This is a genomic window from Pseudomonas sp. Irchel s3a18, assembly GCF_900187535.1.
Classification (GTDB): Bacteria; Pseudomonadota; Gammaproteobacteria; order Pseudomonadales; family Pseudomonadaceae; genus Aquipseudomonas.
This window is the reverse complement of the sequence record NZ_FYDV01000002.1, coordinates 289,270-305,655: the sequence shown is the minus strand read 5'-3', so window position 1 is coordinate 305,655 and position 16,386 is coordinate 289,270. Positions and strand designations below refer to the sequence as shown.

The 16,386-nt window shown below is 60.5% G+C and carries 15 protein-coding genes and 1 tRNA gene; 9 read left to right on the top strand and 7 right to left on the bottom strand.

Features of this window, described 5'->3' with window-relative positions; translation table 11 throughout:
• The first annotated feature begins 3 nt into the window (after positions 1-3).
• The 9 genes from tolR to nadA all read left to right on the top strand — a co-directional run bounded on the left by tolR (position 4) and on the right by nadA (position 7,192).
• Positions 4-456 carry a protein TolR gene (gene tolR, locus CKW29_RS04570; protein ID WP_172736453.1) on the top strand — a complete coding sequence of 151 codons (453 nt, stop codon included), beginning with the start codon at positions 4-6 and terminating at the stop codon, positions 454-456.
• Positions 456-1,535, top strand: a complete 1,080-nt coding sequence (tolA, locus tag CKW29_RS04565; protein ID WP_095145255.1) for a cell envelope integrity protein TolA — start codon at positions 456-458, stop codon at positions 1,533-1,535. The genes tolR and tolA overlap by 1 nt, the downstream gene beginning before the upstream one ends.
• Positions 1,536-1,552: 17 nt before the next feature.
• Positions 1,553-2,833: a Tol-Pal system beta propeller repeat protein TolB gene (gene tolB / locus CKW29_RS04560; RefSeq protein WP_176465312.1), complete on the top strand. Its 1,281-nt coding sequence runs from the start codon at positions 1,553-1,555 to the stop codon at positions 2,831-2,833.
• A gap of 52 nt (positions 2,834-2,885) precedes the next feature.
• Positions 2,886-3,383 (top strand): peptidoglycan-associated lipoprotein Pal, encoded by a 498-nt coding sequence (pal, locus tag CKW29_RS04555; RefSeq protein WP_003178634.1) that lies wholly within the window; start codon positions 2,886-2,888, stop codon positions 3,381-3,383.
• A 6-nt stretch (positions 3,384-3,389) separates the two neighbouring features.
• Positions 3,390-4,214, top strand: coding sequence for a tol-pal system protein YbgF (gene ybgF / locus CKW29_RS04550; RefSeq protein WP_095145257.1), 825 nt, complete (start codon positions 3,390-3,392; stop codon positions 4,212-4,214).
• A 167-nt stretch (positions 4,215-4,381) separates the two neighbouring features.
• Entirely contained in the window at positions 4,382-5,029 is a 648-nt protein-coding gene (gene queE / locus CKW29_RS04545) for a 7-carboxy-7-deazaguanine synthase QueE (RefSeq protein ID WP_095078549.1), read from the top strand.
• A 1-nt stretch (position 5,030) separates the two neighbouring features.
• A complete protein-coding gene (gene queC / locus CKW29_RS04540) occupies positions 5,031-5,723 on the top strand; it encodes a 7-cyano-7-deazaguanine synthase QueC (RefSeq protein WP_095145258.1) in 693 nt (230 codons plus the stop codon).
• Positions 5,724-5,785: 62 nt separating this feature from the next.
• A tRNA-Lys gene (locus CKW29_RS04535) sits at positions 5,786-5,861 on the top strand.
• Between the two features lie 272 nt (positions 5,862-6,133).
• A complete protein-coding gene (gene nadA / locus CKW29_RS04530) occupies positions 6,134-7,192 on the top strand; it encodes a quinolinate synthase NadA (protein ID WP_095078541.1) in 1,059 nt (352 codons plus the stop codon).
• A gap of 67 nt (positions 7,193-7,259) precedes the next feature.
• Here nadA and CKW29_RS04525 read toward each other — a convergent pair whose 3' ends face one another.
• The 7 genes from CKW29_RS04525 to CKW29_RS04490 all read right to left on the bottom strand — a co-directional run bounded on the left by CKW29_RS04525 (position 7,260) and on the right by CKW29_RS04490 (position 16,294).
• On the bottom strand, positions 7,260-7,748 hold the full coding sequence (locus tag CKW29_RS04525) for an RDD family protein (protein WP_095145259.1): 489 nt from the start codon (positions 7,746-7,748) through the stop codon (positions 7,260-7,262).
• 98 nt (positions 7,749-7,846) lie between these two features.
• A complete protein-coding gene (locus CKW29_RS04520) occupies positions 7,847-8,059 on the bottom strand; it encodes a cold-shock protein (RefSeq protein ID WP_007931076.1) in 213 nt (70 codons plus the stop codon).
• A gap of 402 nt (positions 8,060-8,461) precedes the next feature.
• Positions 8,462-9,586, bottom strand: coding sequence for a glycine cleavage system aminomethyltransferase GcvT (gcvT, locus tag CKW29_RS04515; RefSeq protein WP_095145260.1), 1,125 nt, complete (start codon positions 9,584-9,586; stop codon positions 8,462-8,464).
• Between the two features lie 41 nt (positions 9,587-9,627).
• Positions 9,628-11,004: an L-serine ammonia-lyase gene (locus CKW29_RS04510; protein ID WP_095145261.1), complete on the bottom strand. Its 1,377-nt coding sequence runs from the start codon at positions 11,002-11,004 to the stop codon at positions 9,628-9,630.
• A gap of 162 nt (positions 11,005-11,166) precedes the next feature.
• Entirely contained in the window at positions 11,167-14,019 is a 2,853-nt protein-coding gene (gene gcvP, locus CKW29_RS04505; protein WP_095145262.1) for an aminomethyl-transferring glycine dehydrogenase, read from the bottom strand.
• 11 nt (positions 14,020-14,030) lie between these two features.
• On the bottom strand, positions 14,031-14,414 hold the full coding sequence (gene gcvH, locus CKW29_RS04500; protein WP_095078536.1) for a glycine cleavage system protein GcvH: 384 nt from the start codon (positions 14,412-14,414) through the stop codon (positions 14,031-14,033).
• A 371-nt stretch (positions 14,415-14,785) separates the two neighbouring features.
• The gene (locus CKW29_RS04490) at positions 14,786-16,294 is read right to left on the bottom strand and encodes a sigma-54-dependent transcriptional regulator (RefSeq protein ID WP_095145263.1); all 1,509 of its coding nucleotides are present in this window, start codon (positions 16,292-16,294) and stop codon (positions 14,786-14,788) included.
• Positions 16,295-16,386 lie beyond the last annotated feature (92 nt).

Here is a 16,386-nt window from a genome sequence, read left to right as displayed (position 1 = left end):
TTAATCGCTCGAGCTCGCAAAAAGCGCAAGCCGGTTGCCGAGATGAACGTGGTGCCTTACATCGACGTGATGCTGGTACTGCTGGTCATCTTCATGGTGACCGCGCCGATGCTCAATCAGGGCGTGAAGGTTGATCTGCCCAAGGTTTCCAGCGAAGCCTTGCCGCAGGACAACAACACCCAGGTCCTGACCATTTCGATCAAGGCTGACAAGACCTATTACTGGAACCTTGGCAGCGAAGTCGACACCGACAAGCAACAGGACCGGGCAATGACCCTGCCGCAGATGACCGACGCGGTGACCAAGATCATTCGCGCCGGCACCGAAGGCGGCAAGCGCACCCAGGTATTCATTCGCGGCGACAAGACCGTCGACTATGGTTCCGTCATGGGCGCCATGGGTGGGTTGCAGAAAGCCGGGGTCGGTAACGTTGGCCTGATTACCGAGGCGCCCTGATGCAGCAACAGCGAGAGCCAACAGCCTCGGAAAGCTACTTCTGGCCTAGTGTCTGGGCGATTGCCCTGCACATTCTGGTGTTTGGCATGCTGTTCGTCAGTTTTGCCTTTACCCCGGAATTGCCGCCGGCCAAGCCGATCGTCCAGGCGACCCTGTACCAGTTGAAATCGAAAAGTCAGGCGACCACCCAGACCAATCAGAAGATTGCGGGTGAAGCGAAGAAATCCGCTGCGCGCCAGACCGAAGTCGAACAGATGGAGCAGAAGAAGGTCGAGCAGGAAGCGGTGAAGGCTGCGGAACAAAAGAAGGAAGAGGCGGCTCAAAAGGCCGAGGAAGCCAAGCAGGCCGACGAGTCGAAGAAAGCCGAAGAAGCGAAGAAGGCTGATGAAGCCAAAAAAGCCGATGACGCGAAGAAGGCCGCCGAAGCCAAAAAGGCAGAAGAGAAACAATTGGCTGATATAGCCAAGAAGAAGTCCGAAGAAGAAGCCAAGAAAGCCGCTGAAGAAGAGGCCAAGAAAGCGGCCGCTGAAGCAGCGAAGAAAAAGATAGTCGAAGACGCGAAGAAAAAAGCCGCGGAAGACGCCAAGAAGAAAGCTGAAGCTGAAGAGGCGAAGAAGAAAGTCGCCGAAGATGCGAAGAAGAAAGCTGCTGCCGATGCTGCGAAGAAGAAATCGCAGGAAGCGGCACGTAAATCCGCCGAAGAGAAAAAGGCCCAGGCCTTGGCTGATTTGCTTTCCGACACGCCGCAGCGCCAGCAGGCCTTGGCCGATGAGCAGGGCGATGAAGTCGCGGGCAGTTTCGACGATCTGATTCGTGCTCGGGCAGCGGAAGGCTGGGCTCGTCCTCCTTCGGCACGCAAGAACATGACGGTCGTGCTGCAAATTGGCATGTTGCCAGATGGCACGGTGACTTCGGTCAGCGTGGCCAAGTCCAGTGGCGATGGTCCGTTCGACAGCTCGGCTGTGGCGGCGGTCAAAAACATTGGTCGTTTGACGGAAATGCAGGGAATGAAGCCAAGCGACTTCGCTCCCTATCGTTCATTCAAGATGACATTCACACCTGAGGATCTAGCCTTGTGAGAAACCTTCTTCGAGGAATGCTTGTCGTTATTTGCTGCATGGCAGGGATAGCGGCGGCGGATGAAAAAAACATTCTGGTCACCAGCGGTAGTGACCGGGCAACCCCGATTGCAGTCGTGCCGTTTGGCTGGCAGGGCGGTAGCGTCCTGCCGGATGACATGGCGGAAATCATCGGTAACGACCTGCGCAACTCGGGTTACTACTCGCCGATTCCAAAGCAGAACATGATCAGCCAGCCAACCCAGGCCAGCGAAGTCATCTACCGCGACTGGAAGGCCTTGGGCGCCCAGTACATCATGGTCGGCAGCATTGTTCCGGCGGGCGGTCGCCTGCAGGTGCAGTACGCCCTGTTCAACGTCAATACCGAGCAGCAAGTGCTGACCGGTAGCGTGTCGGGCGGTGTCGATCAGCTACGCGACATGGCGCACTACATCTCGGACCAGTCGTTTGAAAAGCTCACCGGCATCAAGGGCGCGTTCTCCACGCGTCTGTTGTACGTCACGGCCGAGCGTTTCTCCGAGAAGAACACCCGCTACACCCTGCAACGTTCGGACTATGACGGTGCTCGCGCGGTGACCCTGCTGCAATCGCGTGAACCGATCCTGTCGCCGCGTTTCGCGCCCGATGGCAAGCGCATCGCTTATGTCTCGTTCGAGCAGAAGCGTCCGCGTATCTTCATGCAGAACATCGACACCGGTCGTCGTGAGCAGATCACCAACTTCGAAGGCCTGAACGGCGCGCCAGCCTGGTCGCCAGACGGTTCTCGCCTGGCGTTCGTGCTGTCCAAGGACGGCAACCCGGACATCTATGTGATGAATCTGGGCTCGCGCCAGATCACTCGTGTCACGGCAGGTCCGGGCATCAACACCGAACCGTTCTGGGGCAAGGATGGTTCGACCATCTACTTCACCTCCGATCGCGGTGGCAAGCCACAGATCTACAAGACCAGTGCCAGTGGCGGCGGTGCCGAACGTGTGACTTTCGTCGGTAACTACAACGCCAACCCGAAACTGTCGGCCGATGAAAAGACCCTGGTGATGATCCATCGTCAGCAAGGCTTCACCAATTTCAAGGTGGCTGCCCAGGATTTGCAGCGCGGTAGTGTAAAGATACTCACTGATAGCACTCTGGACGAGTCGCCTACTGTTGCGCCCAACGGCACCATGGTAATCTACGCCACCCGCCAGCAGGGCCGGGGAGTCTTGATGCTCGTGTCCATCAATGGACGCGTAAGGCTCCCACTTCCTACCGCACAAGGCGAAGTCAGAGAACCTTCCTGGTCCCCTTACCTGAACTGACGCGGCGCAACACGTATTACATAACACATTGGGGTTCATTAGGAGTTTCACGATGGAAATGCTGAAGTTTGGTAAATTTGCTGCGCTGGCTCTGGCCATGGCTGTAGCTGTAGGTTGCTCGTCCAAAGGCGGCGACAATGCCGGTGAAGGCGCAGTAGATCCAAACGCTGGTTACGGTGCTAACACTGGTGCTGTTGACGGTTCCCTGAGCGAAGAAGCTGCTCTGCGCGCAATCACCACCTTCTACTTCGAATACGACAGTTCGGACCTGAAGCCAGAAGCCATGCGCGCTCTGGACGTTCACGCCAAAGACCTGAAAGCAAACGGCGCTCGCGTTGTTCTGGAAGGCAACACCGACGAACGTGGTACTCGTGAGTACAACATGGCACTGGGCGAGCGTCGTGCGAAAGCCGTTCAGCGCTACCTGGTACTGCAAGGCGTTTCCCCAGCTCAGCTGGAACTGGTTTCCTACGGCGAAGAGCGTCCAGTTGCTACCGGCAACGACGAGCAGTCCTGGGCTCAAAACCGTCGCGTCGAACTGCGTAAGTAATTCGTCATGCGAACGTGCCGTCGTGCTGTAACTGTCTTGGCTCTCAGTCTCGCGCCGCTTGCGGCGTGGGCTGCGGTTCCTGTGGTCGATAACGATTCCGGTTATAACAATAGCGGGAGCAGTTATCCGCCTGCAGGTTACGGTACGAGCGGCGCCTATGCCGGGGGAGGGGTTTCGACCCCTGTCTCGGCACAGGGCGAGCTGTTCAACCAACTGCAACAAATGCAGGAACAGATCGCACGCCAACAAGGCGTGATCGAAGTTCTGCAAAACGATGTTGCGCGCATGAAGCAAGAAAGCCTGGAGCGATACCAGGATCTTGATCGGCGTATTGGAACCGGCGGTGCATCCGCTGCGGCTCCTGAAAATTCTCCAGCCGGTGGCGATGCCGCCGGTGCAGCGGCAGGCGCGGGTGCTGCAACCCAGGCGCCAGCGGCCAGCAGTGAACCGGGTGATCCGGCGAAGGAAAAGCTCTATTACGATGCAGCCTTCGACCTGATCAAGGCCAAGGACTTCGACAAGGCCAGCCTGGCGTTTACCGCATTCCTGCGCAAGTACCCCAACAGCCAGTATTCGGGCAACGCCCAGTACTGGTTGGGCGAAGTGAACCTGGCCAAAGGCGACCTGCAAGGTGCTGGCCAGGCATTCGCCAAGGTCTCGCAGTTGTATCCCAAGCACGCCAAGGTGCCGGATTCGCTGTACAAGCTGGCTGATGTAGAGCGCCGCCTGGGTCATACTGACAAGGTCAAGGGCATTCTGCAGCAGGTCGTTTCCCAGTATCCAGGGACTTCCGCCGCTCAGTTGGCCCAGCGCGATCTGCAGCGCATGTAAGGTTGTTTGACCGGCTTTACAAGAAATCCGCGCTTGCCGCGGGTTTTTTCGTTAGAATTCACGCCCTTTTTAGAAACACCGCTTTTTGGGATCTGCGCGTTGGCGGGGTTCCATCAAGTGCCTGACGGAGGCGGACAGCCTGTTTAGCTGTTACGCCCGTGGCGACTATGCAAGACACATTGAGAATTACCGAAGTTTTCTACTCGTTGCAGGGTGAAACGCGGACTGCCGGGCTGCCCACCGTATTCGTGCGCCTGACCGGTTGCCCATTGCGTTGCGGTTACTGCGACAGTGCCTACGCGTTCAGTGGTGGCACGGTTCGATCCCTCGACGACATCCTCGAGCAGGTTGCCGGCTTCAGGCCCCGTTACGTCTGCGTGACCGGCGGCGAACCCCTGGCGCAACCCAATGCCATTCCTTTGCTCAAGCAACTCTGTGATGCCGGCTACGAGGTGTCGCTGGAAACCAGCGGCGCCCTGGATATCAGTGCGGTTGATCCACGGGTCAGTCGCGTCGTCGACCTGAAGACCCCGGGTTCCAAGGAAGCGCACCGTAACCGCTATGAGAACATCGAGCTGCTGACCCCCAACGATCAGGTCAAGTTCGTGATCTGCTCGCGGGAGGATTATGACTGGGCGGTGTCCAAGCTGATCCAGTACGGCCTCGACCAGCGTGCCGGTGAGGTGCTGTTCTCGCCGAGCCATCACGACCTGAATGCACGCGACCTGGCGGACTGGGTTGTCGCGGACAACCTGCCGGTGCGCTTGCAATTGCAGCTGCACAAATATCTTTGGAACGACGAGCCGGGGCGCTGAGATGACTGAACAACTGAATCAAGTAGAAAAACGTGCTGTCATTCTGCTGTCCGGCGGGCTGGACTCGGCGACCGTTGTGGCCATGGCCCGCGCTGAAGGTTACAGCTGCTACACCATGAGCTTCGATTATGGCCAGCGTCACCGTGCCGAGTTGCATGCGGCCGAGCGTGTGGCGCGCGATCTGGGCGCGGTCGAGCATAAAGTGATCGGCCTGAACCTGAACGGCATTGGCGGTTCGGCACTGACTGACAGTTCCATCGACGTCCCTGAGGCGCCGAGCGAAGGCATTCCGGTGACGTATGTGCCGGCCCGCAATACCGTATTCCTTTCGTTGGCGCTGGGCTGGGCCGAAGTGCTCGGTGCGCGGGATATCTTCATTGGCGTCAACGCCGTGGACTACTCCGGTTACCCGGATTGCCGTCCCGAGTTCGTCGAAGCCTTTGAACGCATGGCCAACCTGGCGACCAAGGCCGGGGTGGAAGGGCAGGGCTTCCGTATCCAGGCGCCGCTGCAGAACCTGAGCAAGGCGCAAATCGTTCAGGCCGGCGTCAAGCTCGGCGTCGATTATGGGCTGACCGTATCCTGCTATCAGGCGGACGATAACGGCCGTGCCTGCGGCAAGTGCGACAGCTGCCGCCTGCGCGCGGAAGGCTTCGCGGCGGCCGGGATCAGCGACCCAACACCTTATTTTTGAATTATTTTCAAAAAGGTGTTGAATAGTCCTTAAAAATCAGTATTATACGCGCACCACACAGCGGGTCGTTAGCTCAGTTGGTAGAGCAGTTGGCTTTTAACCAATTGGTCGTAGGTTCGAATCCCACACGACCCACCATATTTGGCGGTTTAGAAAATCCGGAAGGCCCACGCAAGTGAGGATTTCCGGGTTTTTTTTTGCCTGCGATTTGAGCGGATGCCGTCGAAGGTGTTGCGCTGCGTGACTCAGGTCAGAAGGGTCTTTTGCATGTCGGGGATATTCTGTAGCCTTGCCCGGCTTCAATGTTGTCCGTGCCTGATGACTACTCACTCTCCCGGCGGTGCCCCGAAAGGTCCGGAGCCGGGTGTATACTTGACTCTCGCGCGAAAGCGCCCGCAGGTCTTGCGATCATGACGCAAATTTCCGAACGCCTTCTTGTACAAGCTCACCTCGATGCCAAGCAGCCCAAGCCGCTGACCGCCGAAGAGCAAGCCCATTACCGCAGTGCCATCGCCGCCGAGCTCAAGGCTCAGGACGCGGTGCTGGTTGCCCACTTCTATTGTGACCCGATCATTCAGGCCCTGGCCGAAGAAACCGGTGGCTGCGTTTCCGACTCCCTGGAAATGGCCCGCTTCGGCAATGCACACCCGGCCAAGACCGTAGTGGTGGCGGGCGTGAAGTTCATGGGGGAGACGGCGAAAATCCTCAACCCGGAAAAGCGCGTGCTGATGCCGACCCTGGAGGCGACCTGTTCGCTGGACCTGGGGTGCCCGGTAGACGAGTTCTCGGCGTTCTGTGACCAGCATCCGGAGCGGACGGTGGTGGTGTATGCCAACACCTCGGCAGCGGTGAAAGCGCGAGCGGACTGGGTCGTGACCTCCAGTTGCGCGCTGGAAATCGTCGAAAGCCTGATGGACAACGGTGAGACGATCATCTGGGGCCCGGACAAGCACCTGGGCACCTACATTCAGCGCAAGACAGGCGCCGACATGCTGCTTTGGGACGGTGCGTGCATCGTTCATGAAGAGTTCAAGGCCAAGCAGCTGGAAGACATGAAGGCGCTGTACCCGGATGCGGCCATCCTGGTGCACCCGGAGTCGCCAACGGCGGTGATCGAGTTGGCCGACGCGGTGGGTTCCACCAGTCAGTTGATCGCAGCGGCGCAAAGCCTGCCGAACAAGACCCTGATCGTGGCCACCGACCGCGGCATTTTCTACAAGATGCAGCAGCTGTGCCCGGACAAGGTGTTTATCGAGGCGCCTACGGCCGGCAACGGCGCGGCATGCCGCAGTTGCGCGCATTGCCCGTGGATGGCGATGAACACCCTTGAACGCACGCTGCAGTGCCTGCGAGAGGGTTCAGGCGAGATCTTCGTCGAGCCGGCGCTGATCCCCCAGGCGATTCGCCCGCTCAAGCGCATGCTCGACTTCACCGCGGCTGCGCGGATGAAGCTGGCGGGTAACGCCTGATCGTCTACTTTGATCGCCTGGTAAAAAAAACGCCCCGATGGTTCGGGGCGTTTTGGTATCTGGCAGATCACTTTTTCTTCTTCGGAATCCGCACCAGCTGGCTGTTGGAGTACATGTCGTGCCAGCTGCGTTTCTGTTTGTCGAAGAGCATCCAGAAGAAGCCCAGGCCGACGCACAGCAGTGACGCAATCGAGACCACAAAGCGCAGCAGCGCCTGCCACAGGCTGATGGCCGAGCCGTCGGCGTTCTGCACACGGATGCACCAGACCTGCATGCCCAGGGTCTGGCCGGAATAGGTCCAGAACTTGGCGAAGAAACCAAACAACACGAACAGCAAGACGGTGGAGAGCAGAGGATCGCCGTCCAGTGCGCCGGCATCGGTCAGGGCGCGCATCCGCTCTTCGCCGATGATTGCCATCTGGATCATCTTGTACACGCCGCCTGTGACGATCAGCAGGGCGGTGCACAGCAGGAAGTCGTAGAACATCGCTGCCAGGCGACGGCCCAGGCCGGCGATGGGGAATTCACCCTGGGGGCTGAGCAGGTGTTTCGACATGGAATGGCTCTCGACTGATAAAAAGAAGCCATTTTACGGAATTGCGCGCACAAAAAAGCCCCTGATGTCAGCATCAGAGGCTTTTTAGTAACAGAAGATCAGCCTTCTGCTTGAACTTCGTCAGCTTGCATGCCTTTTTGGCCTTGCACAGCGATGAAGGTCACTTTCTGGCCTTCTTTCAGGCTCTTGAAACCGTTGCCCTGGATGGCACGGAAATGTACGAACAGATCCGGGCCGCTTTCTGGAGTGATAAAACCAAAACCTTTTTCGTCGTTAAACCACTTGACGGTGCCGCTCTGACGTTGGGACATTTCTTATTTCCTATGACGCAAAAATTGATGGCAGCCTCTTTCTCATGAAAGAGTACTGGGGCTGGTTGCAGGAAAGTAGAAAGACGTAGAACGGGTGTAGCAAACTTGTTGGCTACTGCCCAGGTCACGATTCCAAGCGACCCATGCAAACACAGTGAACAAACTCTACGCCAACTACGAGAGAAAAAACAAGCCCCCCTGTAAGCCTTGTTCCGCCGGGCTTGTGGCGGGTTCGTCGGGTTTTCGGCGCGGCTTGATCGATGCCGTTGTTCACATGTTTTCGAACGTTATAACGCAAGTTCATTATCGAAGCTTAGAGTCAAACGTTTGCACTGTTTTATGGCGGTTGCGTGACAGATTAGTGCGTTGTTACGCAACCGCGTTACTTATTGGAACAGTCAATCAACCGCGGTAGTAGCGCTGCGGAACAAATGGCATTTTGCTTACAAGCAAAGGCACCTTTTTCCCACGCACGATCGCCCAGACTTGGGTATCGAGTGCGATGTACGCACTGTCCAGGTAACCCATCGCCAAGGGACCACCCAGGGTAGGTCCGAAGCCGCCACTGCAGACGCTGCCGATGATCTCGCCCGCTTCGTTGACGATCTCCGCGCCTTCGCGCACCGGTGTGCGTTCCTGAGGCAGCAGGCCGACGCGTTTGCGGCTGACGCCGTTCTGTTGCTGGGCAAATACGCTTTCAGTCCCCGGGAAGCCGCCGGCACGGGCACCATCGGCACGCCGAGGCTTGGAGATGGCCCACAGCAGGCTCGCTTCGATCGGGGTGGTCTCGGTGTTCATGTCATGGCCGTAGAGGCACAGGCCGGCTTCCAGGCGCAACGAGTCGCGGGCACCCAGGCCAATGGCGGCGACTTCCGGTTCGGCCAGCAGGGCGCGGGCCAGGGCCTCGGCATTGGCGGCGGGTACGGAGATTTCAAAACCATCTTCGCCGGTGTAGCCCGAACGGCTGACAAAGCACTCGACACCCAGCAAGGTCACGCGGGCGAACTGCATGAAGGTCATTTTCGCCACTTCAGGGGCCAGGCGGGCGAGCACGGTCACTGCGGCCGGACCTTGCAGGGCGAGCAGGGCGCGCTCTTCGAACAGCGGCTCGATGCTGCACTGCCCGCCGAGGTATTTGCGCAGGTGCGCAAGGTCCTGGTCCTTGCAGGCGGCGTTAACCACCAGGAACAGTTCGTCGTTACCGAGGTTGGCGACCATCAGGTCGTCGAGGATGCCGCCAGCTTCGTTGGTGAACATGGCATAGCGCTGCATGCCCACGGGCAGGTCGATGATGTCCACCGGCACCAGGGTTTCCAGGGCCTTGGCGGCCTGGGCACCGGTCAGGCGGATCTGGCCCATGTGCGAGACATCGAACAGGCCGGCCTGCTCACGGGTGTGCTGGTGCTCCTTCATCACGCCGAGCGGGTACTGCACCGGCATGTCGTAGCCGGCGAAGGGCACCATGCGGGCGCCGAGTTCGATGTGCAGTGCGTGCAGCGGGGTTTTCGACAAGTTTTCGGTGGACATAGACAACTCCTGGAAAATGTACTGGGGCAGACGGGTATGCCTCAGCACTCGATAATGTTGACCGCCAAACCGCCACGGGCGGTTTCCTTGTATTTGCTTTTCATGTCGGCGCCGGTCTGGCGCATGGTGCGGATGACCTTGTCGAGGGAGACGAAGTGCTGACCGTCGCCACGCAGGGCCATGCGTACCGCGTTGATGGCTTTGACCGAACCCATGGCGTTGCGCTCGATGCAGGGCACTTGCACCAGGCCACCAATCGGGTCGCAGGTCAGGCCAAGGTTGTGTTCCATGCCGATTTCGGCGGCGTTCTCCACTTGCTGGACACTGCCGCCCAGCACCTCGCACAGGGCACCGGCGGCCATGGAGCAGGCCACGCCGACTTCACCCTGGCAGCCGACTTCGGCGCCGGAGATCGAGGCGTTTTCCTTGTACAGGATGCCGATGGCGGCCGCCGTGAGTAGGAAGCGCACTACACCGTCTTCATTGGCGCCGGGGATAAAGCGCATGTAGTAATGCAAGACGGCCGGGATGATCCCCGCTGCACCGTTAGTGGGCGCGGTCACCACGCGCCCGCCGTTGGCGTTTTCTTCGTTGACGGCCAGGGCGTACAGGTTCACCCAGTCCAGCACGGACAGCGGGTCGCGCAGCGAGGACTCCGGGTTCTTGCACAGTTGCCGGTGCAACGCCGCCGCGCGCCGCTTGACCTTCAGGCCACCGGGCAAAATTCCTTCGTTGCGACAGCCGGCGTCGACGCAGTCCTGCATCACTTGCCAGATGTTCAGCAGGCCCGCGCGGGTCTCGGCTTCCGGGCGCCAGGCGCTTTCGTTGGTCAGCATCACCTGGCTGATGGACAAACCGTAGGTGCTGCAATGACCCAGCAGGTCCTTGGCGCTTTTGAACGGGAAGGTCAGGGGCGTGGCGTCTTCGACGATGCGGTCGGCGCCGGCGGCGTCTTCGTCGACCACAAAGCCACCGCCCACCGAGTAGTACTCGCGGCTGCGGATTTGCAGGCCGGCGGTATCAAAGGCGCGAAAGATCATGCCATTGGGGTGATAGGCCAACGGCTTGCGGATCATCGCCAGATGGAGTTTTTCATTGAATTCGATCGGGTGCTCACCGAGCAGGTTCAGGCGCCCATTGCTGCGGATGTCGTGCAGGCGGGCGGCTATGTTCTCGGTGTTCACGGTGTCCGGGTGTTCACCTTCCAGGCCCAGCAATACCGCCTTGTCGCTGCCGTGGCCTTTGCCGGTGGCGCCGAGCGAGCCGTAGAGCTCGACTTTGACGCAGGTGGTGTCCTTGAGCAGGTTCTCCCGACGCAGGCCTTCGACAAAGCGTGCCGCGGCGCGCATCGGGCCAACCGTGTGGGAGCTGGAGGGGCCGATGCCAATCTTGAACAGGTCGAACACGCTTAACGACATGGTTGTTCTCCGGTTTCTTGTTATGAGGATCGACGCAGATCGATCGTTCCCACGCTCCCGCGTGGGAATGCAGCCCGTGACGCTCTGCGTCACAAAGCCGACGCCGAGCGTCCTGAGAGGCATTCCCACGCAGAGCGTGGGAACGATCATTGTGGTGGTGATTTAAGCGTAGCTTTCGATCGACGGGCAGGCGCAGATCAGGTTGCGGTCGCCAAACACGTTGTCGACGCGACCGACCGGTGGCCAGTACTTGCCTTCGATCAAGGACTCCACCGGGTACACCGCCTGTTCACGGCTGTAAGGGTGCGACCACTCGCCAACGATTTCCGCCGCGGTGTGCGGGGCGTTCTTCAGCGGGTTGTCGTCCTTGTCCAGGGTGCCGTTTTCCACCGCACGGATTTCTTCGCGGATGCGGATCATGGCCTCGCAGAAACGGTCCAGTTCTTCCTTGGATTCGCTTTCGGTCGGTTCGATCATCAACGTGCCCGCCACCGGGAACGACATGGTCGGGGCGTGGAAACCGAAGTCGATCAGGCGCTTGGCCACGTCATCGACGCTGATGCCGCTGCTGTCCTTGAGCGGACGCAGGTCGAGGATGCATTCGTGGGCCACCAGGCCGTTGCTGCCGGTGTACAGCACCGGGTAGTGCTCTTCGAGGCGACGGGAGATGTAGTTGGCGTTGAGGATCGCCAGCTGCGAAGCACGCTTGAGACCGGCACCACCCATCATACGAATGTACATCCAGGTGATCGGCAAAATGCTCGCGCTGCCGAACGGTGCTGCGCAGACCGCGCCTTCCTTGCGTTCCATGGCCGCGTGACCCGGCAGGAACGGGGTCAGGTGGGATTTCACGCCAATCGGGCCGACGCCCGGGCCGCCACCGCCGTGAGGGATGCAGAAGGTCTTGTGCAGGTTCAGGTGGGATACGTCGCCGCCGAACTTGCCCGGGGCGCACAGGCCGACCATGGCGTTCATGTTGGCGCCGTCGATGTACACCTGGCCGCCGTTGTCATGAATGATGCCGCAGATTTCGCGGATACCTTCCTCGAACACGCCGTGGGTGGACGGGTAGGTGATCATCAGCGCGGCGAGGTGTTCGCGGTGCTCGATGGCCTTGGCGCGCAAGTCTTCGATGTCGACGTTGCCACGGGCATCGCAAGCGGTGACCACCACGCGCATGCCGGCCATGTTGGCGGTGGCCGGGTTGGTACCGTGGGCCGAGGAGGGAATCAGGCAGATGTCGCGACGGTCTTCGCCACGGCTCTGGTGATAGGCACGAATCGCCAGCAGGCCGGCGTATTCACCCTGGGAGCCTGCGTTCGGTTGCAGCGAGATCGCGTCGTAGCCGGTGGCGGCGCAGAGCATCGCTTCCAGTTCGTCGGTCAGCTGTTGGTAGCCGGCACTTTGCTCGGCCGGGGCGAACGGGTGCAGGGCGCCGAATTCGGCCCAGGTCACGGGGATCATTTCGCTGGCGGCGTTGAGTTTCATGGTGCACGAGCCCAGCGGGATCATAGTGCGATCCAGGGCCAGGTCCTTGTCCGCCAGTTTGCGCAGGTAGCGCATCAACTCGGTTTCCGAGTGATAACGGTTGAACACTGGATGGCTGAGGATCGCCGATTGGCGAATCAGCGACGCCGGGATGCGGCTGTGGATCGAGGCGGCCAGTGCGGCGAAGTCCGGCAGCGACTTGCCGTCGGCCAGCAGGCTCCACAGGGTTTCGATGTCGGCCTGGGTCGTGGTTTCGTCCAGGGACAGACCCAGGCGCTGGTCATCGACCACGCGCAGGTTGATGCGCTGGGCGCGGGCCTTGTCGTGCAGGGCGGCGGTTTGTGCACCCGTGGCCAGGGTCAGGGTGTCGAAGAAGCTGTCTTGCTCGACGTTCAGGCCCAGCGCGCCCAGGCCCTTGGCCAGGATCGCGGTCAGGTGATGAATGCGCGTGGCGATCTGCACCAGGCCTTTGGGGCCGTGGTACACCGCGTACATGCTGGCGATGTTGGCCAGCAGTACCTGGGCGGTGCAGATGTTGCTGGTGGCTTTCTCGCGACGGATATGTTGTTCGCGGGTCTGCATGGCCAGGCGCAGGGCCGGCTTGTCGAAACGGTCTACCGACACACCGACCAGACGGCCCGGCATGTCGCGCTTGAACGCGTCCTTGGTGGCGAAGTAGGCGGCGTGCGGGCCACCGAAGCCCAGCGGCACGCCGAAGCGTTGGGCGCTGCCGATGGCCACGTCGGCGCCGAATTCGCCTGGCGGGGTCAGCAGGGTCAGGGCCAGCAGGTCGGCTGCGACGGCGACCAGGGCATTGGTGGCGTGGAAGCGCTCGGTCAGTTCGCGGTAGTCGAACAGGTCACCGTTGCTGGCCGGGTATTGCAGCAGCGCACCAAAGAACGGGCTGACGTCGGTCAGTTCACGCTCATCGCCCACCACTACGTCGATGCCCAATGGCTCGGCACGGGTGCGCAGCACGTCGAGGGTTTGTGGGTGGCAGTGGCTGGAGGCGAAGAACGCATGGCTGCCCTTGTTCTTGCTCAGGCGCTTGCAGAAGGTCATGGCTTCGGCGGCGGCGGTGGCTTCGTCCAGCAGCGAGGCGTTGGCGATCGGCAGGCCGGACAGGTCGCTGATCAGGGTCTGGAAGTTCAGCAGCGCTTCCAGGCGGCCTTGGGAGATTTCCGGCTGATACGGGGTGTAGGCGGTGTACCAGGCCGGGTTTTCCAGCAGGTTGCGCAGGATCGGCGAAGGTGTATGGCAGTTGTAGTAGCCCTGGCCGATGTAGGTCTTGAACAGCTGGTTCTTGCCGGCGATGGCCTTGATCGAGGCCAGGGCCTCGGCTTCGCTCTGGCCGTCGCCCAGGCCCAGTACGCTGGTGCCCTTGATGCTGTCGGGGATGACGCTGGCGCTCAGGGCTTCCAGGGAATCAAACCCCAGGCTGTTGAGCATGGCTTGCTCGTCGCCCGAACGCGGGCCGATGTGACGCGCGATGAATTCGTTGGCAGTGCTCAGGTTGACTTGAGTCATGTGCGGTCTCCTCAGGCTTCGGCTTGGGCTTTGATCAGGCGGTCGTAGGCGTCCTGGTCCAGCAGTTGGCCGACAGCGCCGGCGTCCGCCGGAATGAAGCGGAAGAACCAGCCTTGGCCCAGCGGGTCTTCGTTGACCAGCTCAGGGTTGCCTTCGAGTGCCGAATTGGTTTCGACGACTTCACCGGTCAACGGCATGTACACGCCGCTGGCGGCCTTTACCGATTCAACGGTGGAGGCTTCGGCGCCTTGCTCGTAGGACTGCAGCTCTGGCAGTTGTACGTAAACAACGTCCCCCAGGGCGTTCTGCGCGAACGCGGTGATGCCGACTGTTACGCTGCCGTCAGCTTCGGTACGCAGCCATTCGTGATCTTCAGTAAAACGCAACTCGCTCATGGAAACTCCTCAGGGGGCCAGACTTGTCTGGTGGACGCGATGGATTGTTCGGGCAAAGCCCTGTTTTATGAGTGGTTACAAAGCAATATCGCGGCCAATGTTTTTAAATTGTTTAAAATCAATAGGTTACGAGTTGTTTTCGGGTGGCGGACGAATGCGCCTGTAGCGAAATCGCTACAGATCAAGGCGTGGAAAAAAGCCTATGGGGATCAAAGCCTTGCGTAGCCGCGCTGAAGGGGGTGTGTAGCGATATCGTTCCGCTGTAGCGCTTTCAGTACAGGTAGAGGTCGCTTTTGGCGCGAAGAATGGGTGCCTTGCGGTCAATTGTGGCGAGGGAGCAAGCTCCCTCGCCACGGGGCCGTTATCGGGGCTCAGGCTTTGCCGGGAATCCCGTACTTGCGTAGCCGATGAGCGATGGCGGTGTGAGAGGTTTGCAGGCGGCTGGCCAGTTGGCGGGTCGAGGGGTAATTGACGTAGAGCTTTTCCAGCAGGGTCTTTTCGAACGACTCCATGGCCTGCTCAAGGCTGTCGACCTCGCTGTCGCCTTGCCGCGCCACGGAAGTGCCGGCGATATCCAGGTCGCCGATGTCCACCAGGCTGCTTTCGCAGATCGCGGCCGCGCGGAAAATCACGTTCTGCAACTGCCGCACATTGCCCGGCCAGCGGTTGCCGAGTAGGGCCGGGTAGGTGCCGGGCGCCAGGCGGCAGACCGGGCGCTGGATCTGCGCACAGGCCTGCTGCATGAAGTAGCGCGCCAGCAACAGAATGTCCTGGCCGCGCTCGCGCAGCGGCGGCACTTCGACGTTGAGCACGTTGAGGCGGTAGAACAGGTCTTCGCGGAACTGGCCCTCGCTGACCATTTTTTCCAGATCACGGTGGGTCGCACTGAGGATCCGTACATTGACCTTGATCTCACGATCACCGCCCACCCGGCGGAAGCTGCCGTCGTTGAGGAAGCGCAGCAACTTGGCCTGCAGGTACGGCGACATCTCGCCGATCTCGTCGAGAAACACCGTGCCCTGGTTCGCCAGCTCCATCAGCCCCGGCTTGCCGCCCCGTTGCGCGCCGGTGAAGGCGCCGGGGGCATAGCCGAACAGCTCGCTTTCGGCGAGGTTTTCCGGCAATGCCGCGCAGTTCAATGCCAGGAATGGCGCGTTGTACCGGGCGCTGATGGCGTGGCAGGCGCGGGCCACCAACTCCTTGCCGGTACCGGTTTCACCCTGGATCAGCAGCGGCGCATCGAGGGCCGCGACCCGTTGCGCACGGGCCTTGAGGGTGCGAATGACCGGGGACTCGCCAAGCAAGGCGTCGAACCCTTCGGCGTGATCGTGGTGCAGTGCCGAGAGTTGTTCGCCAATGCGGTTGGGTTGGTACAGGGTCAACAGGGCGCCGGCATCGGTGATCGGTGTCGCGTCCAGCAGCAAGGTCTGGCCATTGACCGTGATCTCGCGCAGCGCCAGGCGAAAGCCGTGTTCGAGCAGGGCGTCGAGCAACGTTGGGTCGGCAAACAACTCGGTCACGCTTTCCCCGGCCGGCTCACGGCCGTACAGGGCAATCAGTGCCGGGTTGGCCAGCAGGATGTTGCCGGCACTGTCGAGGGCCAGCACCGGGTCGGTCATGGCCGCCAGCAATGCATCGAGTTGCAGGTGCCGACGCTGGCCGGGAAGGATGTCGACCACGGTGACCGCTTGCACGCCGCGCACGCTGAACAGCGCATCGCGCAACTCTTCAAGCACTTGAGGGCTGAGGGTCGGGGCATCGATGTAAACGTTCGGCGGGACCATTTCCACCGCATCCAGGTTGAGATTTCGCCCACCAAGCAAGGCCAGGACTTCCTGGGTAATGCCGACGCGGTCGATGAAGCTGACGTGGATACGCATGGGGCGGTTTTAGGGTCTGCAGTGCGAAGGGGGGCAAGTATGCCTTGGCGCGGGGGGGAAGGTGAAATCTAGTGCAGGACTTCGGGTCAACG

Coding starts and splice junctions, on each gene's coding strand:
- tolA (WP_095145255.1), top strand. CDS start 456: ATGCAGCAACAGCGAGAGCCAACAGCCTCGGAAAGCTACTTCTGGCCT.
- tolB (WP_176465312.1), top strand. CDS start 1,553: ATGCTTGTCGTTATTTGCTGCATGGCAGGGATAGCGGCGGCGGATGAA.
- pal (WP_003178634.1), top strand. CDS start 2,886: ATGGAAATGCTGAAGTTTGGTAAATTTGCTGCGCTGGCTCTGGCCATG.
- ybgF (WP_095145257.1), top strand. CDS start 3,390: ATGCGAACGTGCCGTCGTGCTGTAACTGTCTTGGCTCTCAGTCTCGCG.
- queE (WP_095078549.1), top strand. CDS start 4,382: ATGCAAGACACATTGAGAATTACCGAAGTTTTCTACTCGTTGCAGGGT.
- queC (WP_095145258.1), top strand. CDS start 5,031: ATGACTGAACAACTGAATCAAGTAGAAAAACGTGCTGTCATTCTGCTG.
- nadA (WP_095078541.1), top strand. CDS start 6,134: ATGACGCAAATTTCCGAACGCCTTCTTGTACAAGCTCACCTCGATGCC.
- CKW29_RS04525 (WP_095145259.1), bottom strand. CDS start 7,748: ATGTCGAAACACCTGCTCAGCCCCCAGGGTGAATTCCCCATCGCCGGC.
- CKW29_RS04520 (WP_007931076.1), bottom strand. CDS start 8,059: ATGTCCCAACGTCAGAGCGGCACCGTCAAGTGGTTTAACGACGAAAAA.
- gcvT (WP_095145260.1), bottom strand. CDS start 9,586: ATGTCCACCGAAAACTTGTCGAAAACCCCGCTGCACGCACTGCACATC.
- CKW29_RS04510 (WP_095145261.1), bottom strand. CDS start 11,004: ATGTCGTTAAGCGTGTTCGACCTGTTCAAGATTGGCATCGGCCCCTCC.
- gcvP (WP_095145262.1), bottom strand. CDS start 14,019: ATGACTCAAGTCAACCTGAGCACTGCCAACGAATTCATCGCGCGTCAC.
- gcvH (WP_095078536.1), bottom strand. CDS start 14,414: ATGAGCGAGTTGCGTTTTACTGAAGATCACGAATGGCTGCGTACCGAA.
- CKW29_RS04490 (WP_095145263.1), bottom strand. CDS start 16,294: ATGCGTATCCACGTCAGCTTCATCGACCGCGTCGGCATTACCCAGGAA.